Source organism: Streptomyces genisteinicus (genome assembly GCF_014489615.1).
Taxonomy (GTDB): Bacteria; Actinomycetota; Actinomycetes; order Streptomycetales; family Streptomycetaceae; genus Streptomyces; species Streptomyces genisteinicus.
The window spans coordinates 4,737,460-4,753,733 of sequence record NZ_CP060825.1; the positions used below are offsets into that span (position 1 = coordinate 4,737,460).

Below are 16,274 nucleotides of genomic sequence, written 5' to 3' on the forward strand. Positions count from 1 at the left end.
GGCCGTACATCGCGACGGCCGTACATCGCGATGGCCGTACATCGCGATGGCCGTACATCGCGATGGCCGTACATCGCGACGGCAGGACGGAGCCCGATCCGGGCCCGGCCCACTGTCACCTGCTCCCGTCGGCTCGGACCAATGATTCGGGCCGGCCCTCATCGAGAGCGCGGGGCGGGCTCTCGATGAGGGCTGACGCTTTGACGTAAAGTTTGCGTCAACCTATGGTGGGGGCATGCTCTTCCCCACGCCTGCTCTCGACGCCGAGGACCAGCGTGTACTCGGCGAGATCGACGGTCTTCGCCGCTCTCTGCGGCTGCGGGTCCGGTCCACTCCGACGAAGTGGACCGAAGGGCTGCGCAAGTTCCTGACGGCGGACGCGGTGGCGGCCTCCAACTCGATCGAGGGCTTCAAGGTGTCCACGGTCGACGTCGAGGACCTGCTGGAGGGTGAGCGGGACGTCGACGTCTCCGAGGAGGACCGCGAGGAGACGCTCGCGTATCAGCGGATGATGACGTACGTCCAGACACTGCACGATGCCACGGACTTCCGATACGGCAAGGGGTTGCTGAACGCGCTCCACTGGATGCTGCAGGGCCACCGTCACTCCCAGCGGAAGCCGGCGGGGCAGTGGCGCCGCGGACCGGTCTACGTGACGGACGCCCGCGACCCCAGCATCGCGGCGTACACGGCGCCGGACGCGGCCGAGGTGCCTGCTCTGACGGGTGAACTGGTCGACTGGCTGAACGCGGAGGACGGGACCCACCCGCTGGTGCGGGCCGCCATGGCGCATCTGCACCTTGTCGCCATCCACCCGTGGGCGGACGGCAACGGCCGGATGTCCCGGTCCCTCCAAACGCTCATGATCGCGAGGCAGGGAGAACTCGCCCCCGAGTTCTCCTCGATCGAGGCATGGCTGGGGCGCCCCGGCAACACCTGGGAGTACTACCGCGAGTTGCAGCGCCGGGGGGCCACCTACCGCCCCGACCAGAACGTCTCCGGCTGGGTCCGCTTCAACCTCACCGCGTATCACCAGCAGGCGCAGACCGTGCGCAATCGCCTGGACCGTTCGAGTCGCGTGTGGGTCCTGCTGGGTGAGTTCGCGCAGGTCCGAGGGCTGGAGGAGAGAGTGGTCTCCGCCCTGCACGACGTGGCGATGTCCGGGCGGTTGCGTCGCACGCGCTACGAACGAACGGAGGACCTGAGCCTGCAGCGGGCCCAGCGCGACCTGCGCGACCTGGTCGCGGCCGAGGTCCTGACACCGGTCGGCCGCACCCGTGCCCGCTTCTACACCGCTGGACCCGCCTTTCCCGGGTCGGCCCTGGAGGTGGCTCGGACCCCGCTGTCGCTGGTCGATCCGTACGCGACCTGAGGGCATCCGGTGAGCCTTCGTCCCCGCGCGCGGGCACGGAAGATCCCGGCCGTCGGCCGATGCCGCCGTTCCGGACCCCGGAGGCGACACCGGCCGGCGACCGTGGTCCCCGGACCTCCGGGCCGGCGCCCCCTCCCGCCGCCCGCCGCGGTGTCGGCGGGCGGTGGGAGGATGCCGGGAGCACGGGAGAGGGGCGGGGCGGCGTGGGGCGTGACGAGCGGGAGACGGTCGCGAGGGGAGCGCGACTGCACGAGGCGGCGCGGGCGGTCACGGGTGACCACGGCCGCGCGGTCGAGGCGGTGCGGGCGGCGCTGAAGCCGCTGCACGACGCGGAGGTCGCCCGGGAGCTCGATGCCATCCCCGTCGCCCGGCTGCAGGACGTCACCGAGGGCCGCCTGCGGCTGGGGACCGTCGAGAAGCACGGCCTCGGCACCGTGGGCCGGGTGCTGGCGGCCGGCCCCTACCGGCTGCGGCAGATCCCCGGCGTCGGGCAGCGCACCGTCGACCAGATCCTCGCCGCGGCCCGCCGGCTGTCCGACGCGGTGCACGAGACGGTGGCCGTCCACATCGACGTGGACCGGCCGGTGCCGGCCACCACCGCGCTGGTCACGGCCCTGCACGTCCTGGTGGAGGCCGGGCCGGACGCCCGGCGAGCGGTGGACAGGGCCGGGGCCCTGGCGCAGCGGCTCGCCCCGCTGCTGGACGACGCGAGGCCCGCCGCCGGGCGGCTCGGGATGCTGCTCGCCGGGCGGGAGAAGCGGACGCGTGCCCTGGCCGCCCTCGGCGCGATCCGCTCGCTCGCCGACGAGGCGGAGCAGTCCGGCGCACTCCGGCTCTTCGCGCAGGCATCGGTGGACCTGCTGCGCGGACCCCCGTCCGACGTCGCGGCATGGGTGGACTTCGAACTCCGGTCGGCCGAGTACTACAGCCTGCTCGCCGAGATCTCCGGCCGGCCGCCGGACACGGCGGCCGCCGAGGGCTTCCTGCCGGAGGAGATCGCCGAACGGGTGCGCACCCAGCGGCTCGACGACACGCACCGGCGAGTCTCCCTGCGCGGCTACCAGGCGTTCGGGGCGCGGTTCGTGCTCGCGCAGCGAAAGGCGCTGCTCGGCGACGAGATGGGTCTCGGCAAGACCGTCCAGGCGATCGCCGCGCTGACGCATCTGGCCGCCGAGGGGCAGAGCCACTTCGTGGTCGTCTGCCCGGCGAGCGTCCTCGTGAACTGGACCCGCGAGATCGAGGCGCGCAGCACGCTGCCCGTCACGGTGCTCCACGGCCCCGGCCGTCACGAGGCGTTCGCCGACTGGAAGGGGCGGGGCGGGGTGGCCGTCACCACCTTCGACGCGCTGCGGGGCTTCCCGGCGCCGGGCGGCGGGGAGATCGGCATGCTGGTCGTCGACGAGGCGCACAGCGTGAAGAACCCGCAGACCAAGCGGTCCCGCTCGGTCGCCCTGTGGGCCGGGCGCTGCGAACGGGTCCTCTTCATGACCGGCACCCCGATGGAGAACCGGGTCGCCGAGTTCCGCAACCTGGTCCGGATGCTCGACGACGGCGTGGCGGACTCGCTCGGCGAACGGGACGCGCCGGTGGGGTCGGTCGCCTTCCGCAAGGCGGTCGCCCCGGTCTACCTGAGGCGCAACCAGGACGACGTGCTCACCGAACTCCCCAGCCTCCAGCACACCGACGAGTGGGAGGAGCCGAGTGAACCGGACCAGGAGGCGTACCGCGAGGCCGTGGCGGCGGGGAACTTCATGGCGATGCGCCGTGCCGCCTACCTGCGCCCCGAGACCTCGGCGAAGTTGGAACGGCTCCGTGAGATCGTCCGGGAGGCCGGCGAGAACGGGCAGAAGACCGTGGTCTTCTCCCAGTTCAGGGATGTGCTGGGCGTGGTGGGGGCGGCGCTGGCCGCCGGGTCCGCCGCCGGTGCCCCGGTGTTCGGTCCGCTCACCGGCGCCGTCCCGGCCGGGCGGCGGCAGGGGATGGTCGACGACTTCGCGGGGGCCCCGGGGCCCGCGGTGCTGCTGGCGCAGATCCAGGCGGCCGGCACCGGCCTCAACATGCAGGCCGCTTCCGTCGTCGTCCTCTGCGAACCGCAGATCAAGCCGACCCTCGAACACCAGGCAGTGGCGAGGGCCCACCGCATGGGCCAGGTCAGGCCGGTCCATGTGCACCGGCTCCTCGCCACGGGGGGCGTGGACGAACGCATGGTGCGGATGCTGGAGGGCAAGACCCGGCTGTTCGACGCCTACGCCCGCCGCAGCGCGGTGGCCGAGGCCACTCCGGACGCGGTCGACGTCTCGGACGCCGACCTCGCCCGCCGGATCGTCGAGGAGGAGCAGGAGCGGCTGGGGGTGGCGGGCGAGGAGCGCGCGGCGGTCGACTGAAGGCGCCTCCCGCCCCCGCCCGCACCTCCCACTCCCGCCCCGGCGCACCCCCGCGCCCCGTTATGTTTTCTGCGGCTCCGCAATGGGGCCGCTGGCCTTCGGGTCCGGCATGACTGTTGCCCCCTGTCGAAGGCATGACCTGGGGGGTGGTGTCACCGGGTCCGGGGGTGTTCGTCGGAGACGCTGATCAGAGGTCCGGCCGCCGTCCGGTCCGGCGCAATGCCGGACAGTTCGCGGGCGGCAGGTCTGCATAACGTGGATGCGCGAGCACGACACCCGAGCCGAGGCCTGCACCGCCAACACCCCCTGGGAAGGGGCACGATGTTCGAGATCGAAGACGTGGGCGTGTTCCTGGGCCTGGACGTCGGCAAGAGTGCCCACCACGGTCATGGGCTCACCCCGGGTGGGAAGAAGGTCTTCGATAAACCGCTGCCCAACAGCGAGCCGAAGCTGCGGGCCGTGCTCGACAAGCTGAACGAGAAGTTCGGCACCGTCCTGGTGGTCGTGGACCAGCCCGCCTCCATCGGCGCCCTGCCGCTGACCGTCGCCCGCGACGCCGGCTGCCAGGTCGCCTACCTGCCCGGACTCGCGATGCGCCGGATCGCCGACCTCTACCCCGGCGAGGCCAAGACCGACGCCAAGGACGCCGCCGTCATCGCGGACGCGGCCCGCACCATGCCGCACACCCTGCGCTCGCTGGAACTGACCGACGAGATCACCGCCGAGCTCACCGTGCTCGTCGGCTTCGACCAGGACCTCGCCGCCGAGGCCACCCGCACCTCCAACCGAATACGCGGCCTGCTCACCCAGTTCCACCCCAGCCTGGAACGCGTCCTGGGCCCTCGCCTGGACCACCAGGCCGTCACCTGGCTGCTGGAGCGCCACGGATCCCCGGCCGCCCTGCGCAAGGCAGGCCGCCGCAGACTCGTGGACCTGATCCGCCCCAAGGCCCCGCGCATGGCCACCCGGCTGATCGACGATGTCTTCAACGCGCTCGACGAGCAGACCGTCGTCGTTCCCGGGACCGGCACCCTCGACATCGTCATCCCCTCCCTGGCCGCCTCGCTCGCCGCTGTCCACACCCAGCGCCGGGCGATGGAAGCCCAGATCAACGCCTTGCTGGACGCTCACCCTCTTTCCCCGGTCCTGACGTCGATGCCCGGCGTCGGCGTCAGGACCGCCGCCGTCCTGCTGGTCACCGTCGGCGACGGCACCAGCTTCCCCACCGCCGCCCACCTCGCCTCCTACGCCGGCCTCGCCCCCACCACGAAGCAGTCCGGGACCTCGATCCACGGCGAACACGCACCCCGAGGCGGAAACCGCCAGCTCAAACGGGCGATGTTCCTGTCCGCCTTCGCCTGCATGAACGCCGACCCGGCCTCCCGCGCCTACTACGACAAGCAACGCGCCCGCGGCAAGACCCACACCCAGGCCCTCCTCCGCCTCGCCCGCCAACGCATCAGCGTCCTGTTCGCCATGCTCCGCGACGGCACTTTCTACGAATCCCGGACACCGACGGACGTCGAGCTCGCCGCATAGCCCCCAAGCCCGAACCACCCGAAACCCGACAGAGATGCCTTGACGAAAGACATAGAGGCACCCCCCGCACCGCCCGCGCCCCCGGGCCGCCGCGTCCCCGGGGAACTGACACCCGGACCCGTCTCGCCACCCGCCACCCGTTGTCCGTGCCCGTTTCCTGACGGCCCGTCGAAGGTGGCCGAAACCGTGCGGCCACCGGAGGTGCTTGCCGGCGGGAAAGCCGAGGTCGAGGGGGTCGCGGCGGCCGGGGCGGGATCAGGTGGCAGAATCGACCGGCCAGTAGCTTGCGCAGTGGGGGCAGTGGGAGCGCGTCATGGGGGATGGGCATGGCAGCCGTGTGGCGCTTGTGTTTCAGGGCGCCCCGGCCTCTTGTGCGATTCCTATGGATCGGTCAATCTTTCGCTCGGCAGGTGGACGGAGGGGGTCGACGAGGTGAAGCCGCCTCGTTGGCATGACCCTGTCGTCCTCCTGCCGCGACCCCCACAGCAACGCACCACCTATGAGGAGGACCCCTCACATGTCTGTGATGCGTGATTCGCGGCGAAGAATCGCCGCGGCCAGCGCCATAGCCGTCGCCGCCCTCGTGGCCGGCACGGCTGCCGCCCTTCCGGCCTCCGCCGACGAGCCGTCGGCCGTCGGCGTCATCGAGAACGCCGGTGCTCCCGGCGCCGTCAAGGGCAGCTACATCGTGACGCTCGACGAGTCCGCGGCCGACGCGGGCTCCAGCGAGGGCAAGGCCCTCGCGGCGGAGTACGGTGCGAAGATCAAGCGGACCTTCCAGTCGGCCGTCAACGGCTACTCGGTCCAGCTCTCCGAGGCGCAGGCCAAGAAGTTCGCGGCGGACCCGGCAGTCGAGTCCGTCGTGCAGAACCGTGTCTTCAAGATCACGGGCACCCAGCCGAACCCGCCGTCCTGGGGCCTGGACCGGATCGACCAGCAGTCGCTCCCGCTCAACTCCAGCTACACCTACCCGGACCCGGGCGGCGAGGGCGTCACGGCGTACGTCATCGACACCGGTGTCCGCATCAGCCACAGCGACTTCGGCGGCCGCGCGTCCAACGGCTACGACGCCATCGACAACGACAACACGGCGCAGGACGGCCACGGTCACGGCACGCACGTCGCCGGTACCGTCGCCGGGTCCTCCTACGGCGTGGCCAAGAAGGCCAAGATCGTCGGCGTCCGGGTGCTCGACAACTCCGGGTCCGGCACGACCGAGCAGGTCGTCGCGGGCATCGACTGGGTGACGCAGAACGCGGTCAAGCCGGCCGTCGCCAACATGAGCCTCGGCGGCGGGGTGGACAGCGTCCTCGACGAGGCCGTCCGCAACTCGATCGCCTCCGGCATCACCTACGCGGTCGCCGCCGGCAACGACGGCGCCAACGCCGCCAACTACTCGCCCGCGCGGGTCGCCGAGGCCATCACCGTCGGCTCCACCACGAGCACCGACGCCCGTTCCAGCTTCTCCAACTACGGCAGCTCGGTGGACATCTTCGCCCCCGGCTCGTCGATCAAGTCGGCCTGGAACACGAACGACACGGCGACGAACACGATCTCCGGCACCTCCATGGCCACCCCGCACGTCGCGGGCGCCGCCGCGCTGTACCTCGACGGCAACCCGACGGCCACCCCGGCCCAGGTCGCCTCGGCCCTGAACAGCGCCGCCGTGCTGGGCAAGGTCACCAACCCGGGCACCGGCTCGCCGAACCGCCTGCTGAACGTCGGCGGCGGCGGCACCACGCCCCCGCCCGGACCGAAGTTCGAGAACACCGGTGACTACACCATCAGCGACAACGCCACCGTCGAGTCGCCGGTCACCGTCAGCGGCGTGACGGGCAACGCGCCCTCGAACCTCGCCGTCTCGGTCGACATCAAGCACACCTACATCGGTGACCTGCGCGTCGACCTGGTCGCCCCCGACGGCACGGTCTACAACCTGAAGGCCTACGGCTCCGGCGGCAGCGCGGACAACGTGATCACCACGTACACCGTCAACGCCTCCACCGAGGTGGCCAACGGCGTCTGGAAGCTGCGCGTGGGCGACAACGCCTCCTACGACACGGGCAAGATCGATGCCTGGTCGCTCCAGTTCTGAGGGGTCCGGGCGGTGACGCCTGATCTCTGATCCACGCCCGTACGGAAGGGGCGGCCGCCCGCGGCCGCCCCTTTCCGCACGCGGGCCCGGCACGCGGGCCCGGCACGGACGGCCGCCGCGCGGGAGTCCCGCGGCCGCGCGAACGCGACGGCCCCGGATCCCCGCGGCCCGGCCGCCCGGAGGCCGGACTTCTCCCTTCGTTCCCACCCTGCGCACGTTTCGTCGTATGATCCGCGCGCCCGTGCGCAGGCGCACGAACGACCCGAGGAGCAACGAGCCGTGGACCCCGCAGCCCAGGGCGGGCAGCCGAACCCGCAGGACCCGTACGCCCAGCAGCCCTGGGGCGTGCCCCGCCCGCAGCCGCAGCCTCCGTCGGCTCCCGCGCCGCCGCAGCCGCCCGCGCAGCCGTACGGCCAGTACCCGCCCTACGGGCCCTACGGGCAGCCGGGACCGTACACCGGCTACCCCCAGCCGCCGCAGCGGCCGACGTACAACGGCCTCTCCATCGCCTCGCTGGTGCTCGGCATCGTCTGCTGCATCCCGCCGCTCGGCCTCGTCCTCGGCCTGGTCGCGCTCGCCCAGATCCGGCGCAGGGGCCAGAACGGCAAGGGGATGGCCGTCGCCGGCATCGTGCTCTCCTCGCTCAGCACCCTGCTGCTGCTCGTCTCGATCGTCACCGGCGGGGCGGGCGAGGCATGGCGCGACTTCAAGGAGGGGATGGCGGAGGCGTCCGACGCGAGCAGCCCCTTCGACCTGAAGAAGGGGGAGTGCTTCGACATCCCCGGTACCGAGGTGCCGGACGAGACCGAGACCTCGTCCGTCCCCACCAAGGACTGCGCGACGCCGCACGACGCGGAGGTCACCGGCAGCTACCGGCTCGACGAGTCGGACGGCTACCCGGCGTCGGCGGCGGCCGACGCGGCGATGGAACGGCGCTGCAACGACATCAGCGACGCCTACGTCCCCGATCCGTCCGCCCTGCCCTCCCACGTGGCCAACTACTACTTCCTGCCCACCCGGGAGAGCTGGTCGCTCGGCGACCGGACCGTCACGTGCGCCCTGGCCGCCACCGAGGGCAAGCTCACCGGCTCGTTCGAGGACGGCGGCGCGGGGGAGGCGACGGGCGGCGGGACCGGCGTCTGAGCCGACGCCGGTCCCGCCTGTCGGACGGCCCCGCACACCGCCCGCCGGGGGCGGGTGTGCGGGGCCGTGGTCACCGGCCGGGCCGTCGCCCGCGGGCCGTCAGCGGCGCCCGAGGCCGCGGTCGACGGCCGCCGTGAGTTCGCCGTCCGCGGTGTCGCCGTCGAGCGACCAGAACATCGCGCCGCCGAGCCCCATCGCCCTGACGTAGGCGGACTTGACGCGCAGCACCTGCGGGTCGTCGTACGTCCACAGTGTGGTGCCGTCGAAGAGCCACGCGTGCCCGCCCAGCAGGTTGCGGTGCACCTTGTACGTCCCCGAGTCCGCCAGCTTCTTCAGGGCCTTGTAGTCCTCGTAACCGGCCGCCCAGGTCGCCGGCGCCGGTCCGGTGGCGGGCTGCCCCAGGCCGTCCCCGCCGCCGGTCACCCCCGTCCAGCCCTGGCCGTAGAACGGCATCCCGACCACCAGCTTGTGCGCCGGCGCGCCACGGCGCAGCCAGTCGCGGACGGTCTGGTCCACGCTGAAGTCGCCGCGTGCGAACAGCGCGGACTGCTGGGCGGTGGTGGACTCGCCGGAGACGTGGAAGTCGTAGCCCTGGAGGTTCACGAAGTCGAAGTCGCGCATGATCTTCGCTACTTCGAAGCCGGCGTCGATCTTCGCGGGCGCGGTCGGCACGAACGCGCTGAGCTCGTAGTGCTTGCGCTTGCCGCCGTGCTGCTTCGCCTGCGCCTTCTCGTACGCGTCGAGCTGGACGCGGAACTCGCGGACCAGCGCGGTGAAGTTCTTCTTGTCCTCCGGCCGGTAGACGGTGTCGGTGTCGCCCGCGGAACCGGGCCACTCCCAGTCGAGGTCGATGCCGTCGAAGACCCCGGCCGCCGCGCCCTGGCCGCCGCGGGCGCCGTCGACGGGCAGGTTGCCCTTGATGTAGAGGTCGATGCAGGAGGCGACCAGGGCCTTGCGGGACTCGGGTGTGCGCACCGCGTCGGAGAAGTGCGTGGACCAGCTCCAGCCGCCGAGCGAGATCATCGCCTTCAGGCCCGGGTGCTTGGCCTTCAGCTCGCGCAGCTGGTTGAAGTTGCCGGCGAGGGGCTGCTCGGCGGTGTCGGCGACGCCGTCCACGGAGTCCGCGGCGTCGAGCGGCCGGGCGTAGTCCGCCCAGGCGTCGGCCTCGCCCGGGATGTTGCCGGTGAAGCACTTGCCGTCGGCGCTCACGTTGCCGAAGGCGTAGTTGATGTGGGTGAGGCGGCCGGCCTGGCCGCTGGTGTCCATGTCCTTGACCTGGAAGTCCCGGCCGTAGACGCCCCACTGGGTGAAGTAGCCGACCCGCTTGAGGTCGGCCCGTTCGTGACGGTCCCCGTGCCCGGGGGACCTCTCGCCCGCCGCGGACGCGGCACCGGGCGAGAGGGCGGCGATGAGAGAGAGGGAGCCGACGGCGACTGCCGTACGGACAAGGGTGTTTCGACGCATGGGCGCTTGCTCGTTCCTGTGCGTGGACCGGACGGGGGAGGAGCTGAGACGTGCGTGCACGCAGAAGGTATTGGTCTGGACCATTGAGGTCAATAGGTCTGCGCCCGATCGCGGAGGTACCGCCGGTAAACCCTCGGTCACCGGCAAGTCATCACATCGAGTGAAACAGTGGCCTGCACTTGCGGCCGACAACCCACGGTTGCGAGGCTGTCGCAGTCTGTCAACCTGTTGGGAGTGGCCAGTGACATTCGGTGAGCAGCCCGCCTATCTGCGCGTTGCGAGCGATCTGCGGGAGAAGATCGTCAACGGCTCGCTGCCGCCGCACACCCGGTTGCCCTCGCAGGCCCGCATCCGCGAGGAGTACGGCGTCTCCGACACCGTCGCCCTGGAGGCGCGCAAGGTGCTCATGGCCGAGGGTCTCGTCGAGGGCCGTTCCGGTTCGGGGACGTACGTGCGCGAGCGCCCCGTGCCGCGCCGGGTCAGCCGCTCGGGGTTCCGGCCGCCGTCCGGGGCGAGCCCGTTCCGGCAGGAGCAGGCGGAGGACGGGGTGCGCGGCACCTGGGAGTCGAGCAGCGAGCAGGAGGGTGCGGGCCCGGAGACGGCCGCCCGGCTCGGCATCCAGCTGGGCGACCGCGTGATGCGCACCCGCTACCTCTACCGGGACGCCGGCGAGCCCATGATGATCTCGACCTCCTGGGAGCCCCTGGAGGTCACCGGCCGGACGCCGGTGATGCTCCCCGAGGAGGGGCCGCTCGGCGGTTGCGGGGTGGTGGAGCGGATGGCCGCGATCGACGTCGTGGTGGACAACGTGGTGGAGCAGGTGGGCGCCCGTCCGGGCCTCGCGGAGGAGCTGCTGACGCTGGGCGGGGTGCCCGGCCATGTGGTGATGGTGGTCGAGCGGACCTACTACGCGTCGGGCCGCGCGGTCGAGACCGCGGACGTCGTGGTGCCCGCCGACCGGTACCGCGTCGCGTACCACCTGCCCGTGCGGTGACGGGCCCGCGTCCGCGGTGTGCGGGTGCGAGGGAAGGCCGTGAAGGGGCGTATCCAGCCGGATGCGCCCCTTTCGCTGTCTCTTTGTGAAAACCCGTGTTCGCTCAGTGAAGGTCAGGCGTACGCTTGGGCATATGCGCAGCGCGGTTTCCTGTCAGAGATTAGGGATGCTCGGCTCGACCAGGCGTGGGGGAGGGGTGCGATGACGGATGTGAACGCCGCTCTCCCGTGGCAGATCGTGCGCCGGGACGGCAACGGCAACCGCTACCGCGTCGGCCGGTACGCGACCCGGGACGAGGCCCAGCGGATCGCCGACGGCCTCGACTCCCGCGGCCACGAGCAGCTCTACTGGGTCGAGCCGATCGGCCGGCCGCAGCCCGGCCGCTGAAGCGCTGCCCGGTCGCGGCCCGGCCGCTGAAGCCCCGTACCGTCCGCCTGGTCTGACGGCGCGCCGGATTCCCGGTCCGCGGGCGTCCCCGGCGCGTCGTCGGCGGCGGTGGCGGCCCCTGCCGTCGCCGTCCGGTCGCCGGTGCCGCGCCGCGGCGAAGTACGCTCCGGCGCATGAGTGATCGCGTGGTGGTGGCGGGAGCCGTGTATGACCGGGGGCGGCTGCTCGCCGCCCGGCGCAGCGCGCCCGAGGAACTGGCGGGGCGCTGGGAGCTCCCCGGCGGCAAACTCGAACCGGGGGAGAGCCCCGAGCAGGCGCTGGTGCGCGAACTGCGCGAGGAACTGGGCGTCGAGACGGAGCCGGTGGAGCGCGTCCCCGGCGAGTGGCCGCTGAAGCCCGGCTACGTGCTCCGGGTGTGGACCGTCCGCCTGCTCTCCGGCGAGCCGCGCCCCCTCGAGGACCACGACGCGCTGCGCTGGCTCGGTCCGCACGAGCTGGACGACGTCGACTGGCTCGACCAGGACCGGCCGGCCGTCGCCGCGGTGGCCGGGCTGTCCGCGGAGCGCCCGGCGGGCCGCGGTCCCGGGGGCGTGTGAACGGCGGGCTGCGCGGTCCCGGGGGAGCGGGAACGGCCGGCTGCGACCCCGGGCCCGCGTTCCGTCCGCCCGGTCGTCCGGCTCCGCGTCACGCGCGGCGCCTTCCCGTCGCGGTGAGCTGGGGGGCGCGCGCGAGGTGAAGGGGCGCGAAGCGCCCGCGTACGCATCCCGTATGCATCGGTGCCCCCTCCGTGCGCCCACGCGCGGTAACCGGACCCCGAAACGGGTATGTGCCCATTAACCCCCCGAAAACGGGCGCGGGTCCGCTGGCGATCGGAAGTGATCGGCGTGATCGGCACCGACGGCGAATGCGCCGAGTGGAGCTTCCCGGCGCAGCCGGACGCGGTGCGCGCCGCCCGCCACGCCGTCCGTGACACCCTTCGCGCCTGGAAGCTGGACGCCGAGATCGGTGACGTGACGGTGCTGCTGGTCAGCGAACTGGTGACCAACTCCCAGCGCTACACGGCCGGACCCATCGGCGTACGTCTCGCGCGGCGCCGCGAGAACGGCGTCCCGCCGGCCCTGCTCGTCGAGGTCTCCGACCCGGTGCCCGACCTCCCCACCGAGCGGGCCGCCCGCCCCGAGGACGAGGGCGGCAGAGGGCTGTATCTGGTCGCATGTTCGGCCCGCAGATGGGGCACCCGCCGGGGCAGGACGGGCAAGACGGTGTGGTTCGAGCTGCCTCTGACGGGTTAGGAGTCCGTCAGGGACGACGATCACGGAGAACTCGGCCGGAAATGAACGAGACCTCTCTGTGATCGTGAACGCCGTGTCGGCGCGGGCCGTAGTGCTGAATACTGCGGTCATGGCCGGTCCGGTGCGGTGAGCTGGAGGGGACGGTCGCGTGAGCGAGATACCTGGGACGGCGAGCGGCGTCGTGTGGCAGAGCAGCCCGCCTGGCTCGATCTACGACTACATCAAGGTCGCGTCGTTCTCGATCGGTGCCGACGGCCTGGTCGACCAGTGGAGCAGGCGTGCCGCCGAACTGTTCGGCGTCACGGCCGACCAGGTCAGAGGCAAGGACCCGGTCCAGGCGTTCCTCCCCGCCGAACTGAGGTCGCGCGCCCGTCGCACGGTGGCCGAGATCCTCGACGGCCGGGAGTGGACGGGTCTCGTCCCGTTCCGTGCCCCGGGCGGTGAACACGCCGAGGGGATCGCCGAGATCTACGTGATGCCGAGCGACACGGGCGACGGCCGGCCCGGAGCGGTCTGCATCGTCGTCGATGTACGGGCACTCCGCCGCATCGAGAGCGATCTCGCCGCATCGCAGGCGATATTCGGCCAATCTCCCTTCGGATTCCTGCTCTTCGGCACCGATCTCACCGTGCAGCGGACCAACCGCCGGTTCGCCGCCGTCTTCGGCGGTGTCGCCGAGGAGCACCGCGGACGCACGGTCCACGACTACCTCTCCCGTCCCGAGGCCGACCGGATGGACGCCGCCCTGCGCCGCGTCCTGGAGACCGGCGACCCCGTCACCGACCTGCAGATCACGGGCACCGCCCCCGGCAGCAGCGACCGCAGGCACTGGTCCATCAACCTCTACCGCGTGCACGGCGGATCCGGCAGGCCCGTCGGCGTGGCCGGACTCGGCACCGACGTGACCCGCCGTCACAGCGCCGCCCGGGAGGCCGCCAACGCCCGGCGCAACCTCGCGATCCTCAACGAGGCCGGCGCCCGCATCGGCAACTCCCTGGACCTGGAGACCACCGCCCGCGAACTCCTCGACGTCGCCGTGCCCGGCTTCTGCGACCTGGCCTCCGTCGACCTCTACCAGTCCCTGCTCACCGGCGACGAGGCGCCGCCCGGCCAGTACGGCTCCGCGCACGCCGAGAGCTACGGCGGCGGCAGCGCCGCACTGCGCCGGGTCGCCTTCGCCAGCGCCGTCTCCGACGCCCCGCTGCTGACCACCCCCGACTGCGTGCCCGACGGCTCCGCACCGGCCGCGGTCGGCGAGGTCCACCGCTTCCCGTTCAACTCGCCCTGCGCCGGGGCCCTGCGGACCGCGACCGTGCGCACCGTCCCCGGCGGCGAGGGGAGTCTCGTGCAGTCGACGCTCGCCGTGCCGATGGTCGCCCACGACACGGTCGTCGGCCTGGTCCAGTTCGCCCGGGCCAAGGGCAGCGAACCCTTCGGCGAGCGCGACCGCGCCCTCGCCGTCGAACTCGCCGCCCGCGCCGCCGTCTGCATCGACAACGCCCGCCTCTACCGCCGCGAGCACGAGCGGGCCCTCATCCTCCAGCGCAGCCTGCTGCCCCCGGGCGACCCGGAGGCGGCCGGTCTCGACATCGCCTGCCGCTACCTGCCCGGCACGACGACCACCGAGGTCGGCGGCGACTGGTTCGACGTCATCGAGCTCCCCGGGCACCGCACCGCCCTCGTCGTCGGCGACGTCATGGGCCGGGGCCTGCGCGCCGCCGTCGCCATGGGCGAACTGCGCACCGCCGTCCGCACCCTGGCGCTGCTCGACCTGGAGCCCGCCGAGGTGCTCTCCGCGCTCGACGAGATCGCCCGCGGGCTCGGGGGCCCCGGCACGCCCTCCCAGCTCCGCCGCTCGGGAGCGTCCGCCGCTCCGCCCCGCCCCGGCAGCTCCCGGGAGGCCGACCTCTCCGAGGTCTACCTGGCCACCTGCGTCTACGCCGTCTACGACCCGGTCACCCGGCGCTGCACCTTCGCCAACGCCGGCCATCTGCCGCCCGTCCTCGTCGAACCGGGCGAGGAGGCGCTGCTGCTCGACGTGCCGCCCGGGATGCCGCTCGGCGTGGGCGGCGAACCCTTCGAGGAAGTGCAGGTCGAGCTGCCGGAGGGCGCCCTGCTCGCGCTCTACACCGACGGGCTGGTCGAGTCCCGCGACCACCCCCTCGACGAGGGGCTGCAGGCCTTCCGCGACGCCCTCACGGACCCCGGCCCGGTCCTGGAGGACGTCTGCGACCAGGTGCTCGGCCGCCTCGACACCCGCCACGGCGAGGACGACATCGCCCTGCTGATGGCCCGTATCCAGGGGCTGCCGGCCGAGGCGGTCGGCGACTGGCGGCTGCCGCGCGAGCCGCGCTCGGTGGGCCGCGCCCGCGAGCTGACCCGCGCCCAGCTCGTCTCCTGGGACCTCGAGGGCCTGGTGGACACGGTCGAGCTGCTCGTCAGCGAACTCGTCACCAACGCGCTGCGCTACGGCGAGGGCGAGATCCGGCTCCGGCTGCTGCGCGACCGCACCCTCGTCTGCGAGGTGTGGGACGCGGGACTGGTCCAGCCGCGCCGCAGGAGGGCCCGCGACACCGACGAGGGCGGCCGCGGACTGCAGCTCGTCGGCCTGCTCAGCGCGGGCTGGGGCTCACGGCGCACCCCGCGGGGCAAGACGGTCTGGTTCGAACTCGGCCTCCCGGACGGGGAGCCCGCGGAGCCGACGGTGGACCAGCTGCTCAGCATGTTCTGACGGCCCGCCGCTCAGCGTGTTCCGACGGTGCCTGCCCTGACCGCCCCCGCGCTGACCGCCCCTGCCCCGGCCGGCGCCCGTCCCGACCGCGCATGTGCTGCCGGCGGGGGCGCGGCGGCGCCCGTACCGGTGCCGCCGCGCCCCCCGCGCCCGTGCGTCAGGCGGCCTTCAGGGCCGCCAGCCGTGCCGCGATCTCCGCGTCGTCCTCCGCGTCGTCCAGCTGCTCGAACTGCGCGTCCAGGGAGGACGCCGCCAGCTCCTGCTTCCCCATCGCCCGTGCCTCCTCGCGGCGCACCTTGTCCTCGAAGCGGCTGAGCTCGCTGGTCGGGTCGAGGACGTCGATGCTCTTCACCGCGTCCATCATGCGGTTCTGCGCCTGCGCGGACGTCGCACGCGCCACCAGCTCGTCCCGCTTCGCCTGGAGCTCGCGCAGCTTCTCCTTCATCTGCGTCAGGCCCGTCTTGAGCTTGTCGACGACCTCCGTCTGCGAGGCGATGGACGGCTCCGCGGTACGGGCCTCCTTCTCCGACCCGAGCTGCCTGCCGAGCGCGACCTTCGCCAGGTTGTCGAAGGTGTCCGCCTCGGCGTCCTTCCCGGCCGCGCGCAGTTCGTCGGCCTTGCGGCTGGCCGCGAGCGCCTTGCCGCCCCACTCCTTAGCGGCGTCCACGTCCTCCCGGTGGTCCTGCTCCAGCAGCCGCAGATTGCCGATGGTGGAGGCGACGGCCGCCTCCGCCTCGGCGATGTTGTTCGCGTAGTCGCGGATCAGCTGGTCGAGCATCTTCTGCGGATCCTCGGCCTGGTCGAGCAGGGCGTTGATGTTGGCCTTCGCCAGCTGGGCCACGCGGCCGAGGATGGTCTGCTTGGTCATCGGGT

General features: G+C 72.5%; 12 protein-coding genes. 10 read left to right on the forward strand and 2 right to left on the reverse strand.

Annotated elements, in window-relative coordinates; genetic code table 11:
* Window positions 1-235 precede the first annotated feature (235 nt).
* From IAG43_RS20760 to IAG43_RS20780, 5 genes are all read left to right on the forward strand, one after another.
* Complete coding sequence (locus IAG43_RS20760; RefSeq protein WP_187742201.1) at window positions 236-1,372, forward strand: Fic family protein; 1,137 nt, start codon at window positions 236-238, stop codon at window positions 1,370-1,372.
* A 203-nt stretch (window positions 1,373-1,575) separates the two neighbouring features.
* Window positions 1,576-3,756 carry a DEAD/DEAH box helicase gene (locus IAG43_RS20765; protein WP_246574475.1) on the forward strand — a complete coding sequence of 727 codons (2,181 nt, stop codon included), beginning with the start codon at window positions 1,576-1,578 and terminating at the stop codon, window positions 3,754-3,756.
* Window positions 3,757-4,077: 321 nt separating this feature from the next.
* The gene (locus IAG43_RS20770; RefSeq protein ID WP_187739771.1) at window positions 4,078-5,295 is read left to right on the forward strand and encodes an IS110 family RNA-guided transposase; all 1,218 of its coding nucleotides are present in this window, start codon (window positions 4,078-4,080) and stop codon (window positions 5,293-5,295) included.
* A 517-nt stretch (window positions 5,296-5,812) separates the two neighbouring features.
* Window positions 5,813-7,390 carry a S8 family peptidase gene (locus IAG43_RS20775; RefSeq protein ID WP_187742203.1) on the forward strand — a complete coding sequence of 526 codons (1,578 nt, stop codon included), beginning with the start codon at window positions 5,813-5,815 and terminating at the stop codon, window positions 7,388-7,390.
* A 279-nt stretch (window positions 7,391-7,669) separates the two neighbouring features.
* The gene (locus IAG43_RS20780) at window positions 7,670-8,533 is read left to right on the forward strand and encodes a DUF4190 domain-containing protein (protein ID WP_187742204.1); all 864 of its coding nucleotides are present in this window, start codon (window positions 7,670-7,672) and stop codon (window positions 8,531-8,533) included.
* Between the two features lie 99 nt (window positions 8,534-8,632).
* Here IAG43_RS20780 and IAG43_RS20785 read toward each other — a convergent pair whose 3' ends face one another.
* A complete protein-coding gene (locus tag IAG43_RS20785; RefSeq protein ID WP_187742205.1) occupies window positions 8,633-9,997 on the reverse strand; it encodes a glycoside hydrolase family 18 protein in 1,365 nt (454 codons plus the stop codon).
* Between the two features lie 241 nt (window positions 9,998-10,238).
* Here IAG43_RS20785 and IAG43_RS20790 point away from each other — a divergent pair, with 241 nt between their 5' ends.
* The 5 genes from IAG43_RS20790 (at window position 10,239) to IAG43_RS20810 (ending at window position 15,401) form a co-directional block, all read left to right on the forward strand.
* On the forward strand, window positions 10,239-10,991 hold the full coding sequence (locus IAG43_RS20790; RefSeq protein ID WP_187742206.1) for a GntR family transcriptional regulator: 753 nt from the start codon (window positions 10,239-10,241) through the stop codon (window positions 10,989-10,991).
* A gap of 201 nt (window positions 10,992-11,192) precedes the next feature.
* A complete protein-coding gene (locus IAG43_RS20795; RefSeq protein ID WP_187742207.1) occupies window positions 11,193-11,378 on the forward strand; it encodes an SPOR domain-containing protein in 186 nt (61 codons plus the stop codon).
* 173 nt (window positions 11,379-11,551) lie between these two features.
* Window positions 11,552-11,974 (forward strand): (deoxy)nucleoside triphosphate pyrophosphohydrolase, encoded by a 423-nt coding sequence (locus IAG43_RS20800; RefSeq protein ID WP_187742208.1) that lies wholly within the window; start codon window positions 11,552-11,554, stop codon window positions 11,972-11,974.
* 279 nt (window positions 11,975-12,253) lie between these two features.
* Complete coding sequence (locus tag IAG43_RS20805; protein ID WP_187742209.1) at window positions 12,254-12,670, forward strand: ATP-binding protein; 417 nt, start codon at window positions 12,254-12,256, stop codon at window positions 12,668-12,670.
* Between the two features lie 148 nt (window positions 12,671-12,818).
* Entirely contained in the window at window positions 12,819-15,401 is a 2,583-nt protein-coding gene (locus IAG43_RS20810) for a SpoIIE family protein phosphatase (protein ID WP_187742210.1), read from the forward strand.
* Window positions 15,402-15,558: 157 nt separating this feature from the next.
* Here IAG43_RS20810 and IAG43_RS20815 read toward each other — a convergent pair whose 3' ends face one another.
* Window positions 15,559-16,269 carry a PspA/IM30 family protein gene (locus IAG43_RS20815; protein ID WP_187742211.1) on the reverse strand — a complete coding sequence of 237 codons (711 nt, stop codon included), beginning with the start codon at window positions 16,267-16,269 and terminating at the stop codon, window positions 15,559-15,561.
* Between the last annotated feature and the right edge of the window lie 5 nt (window positions 16,270-16,274).

Coding starts and splice junctions, on each gene's coding strand:
- IAG43_RS20760 (WP_187742201.1), top strand. CDS start 236: ATGCTCTTCCCCACGCCTGCTCTCGACGCCGAGGACCAGCGTGTACTC.
- IAG43_RS20770 (WP_187739771.1), top strand. CDS start 4,078: ATGTTCGAGATCGAAGACGTGGGCGTGTTCCTGGGCCTGGACGTCGGC.
- IAG43_RS20775 (WP_187742203.1), top strand. CDS start 5,813: ATGTCTGTGATGCGTGATTCGCGGCGAAGAATCGCCGCGGCCAGCGCC.
- IAG43_RS20785 (WP_187742205.1), bottom strand. CDS start 9,997: ATGCGTCGAAACACCCTTGTCCGTACGGCAGTCGCCGTCGGCTCCCTC.
- IAG43_RS20795 (WP_187742207.1), top strand. CDS start 11,193: ATGACGGATGTGAACGCCGCTCTCCCGTGGCAGATCGTGCGCCGGGAC.
- IAG43_RS20800 (WP_187742208.1), top strand. CDS start 11,552: ATGAGTGATCGCGTGGTGGTGGCGGGAGCCGTGTATGACCGGGGGCGG.
- IAG43_RS20815 (WP_187742211.1), bottom strand. CDS start 16,269: ATGACCAAGCAGACCATCCTCGGCCGCGTGGCCCAGCTGGCGAAGGCC.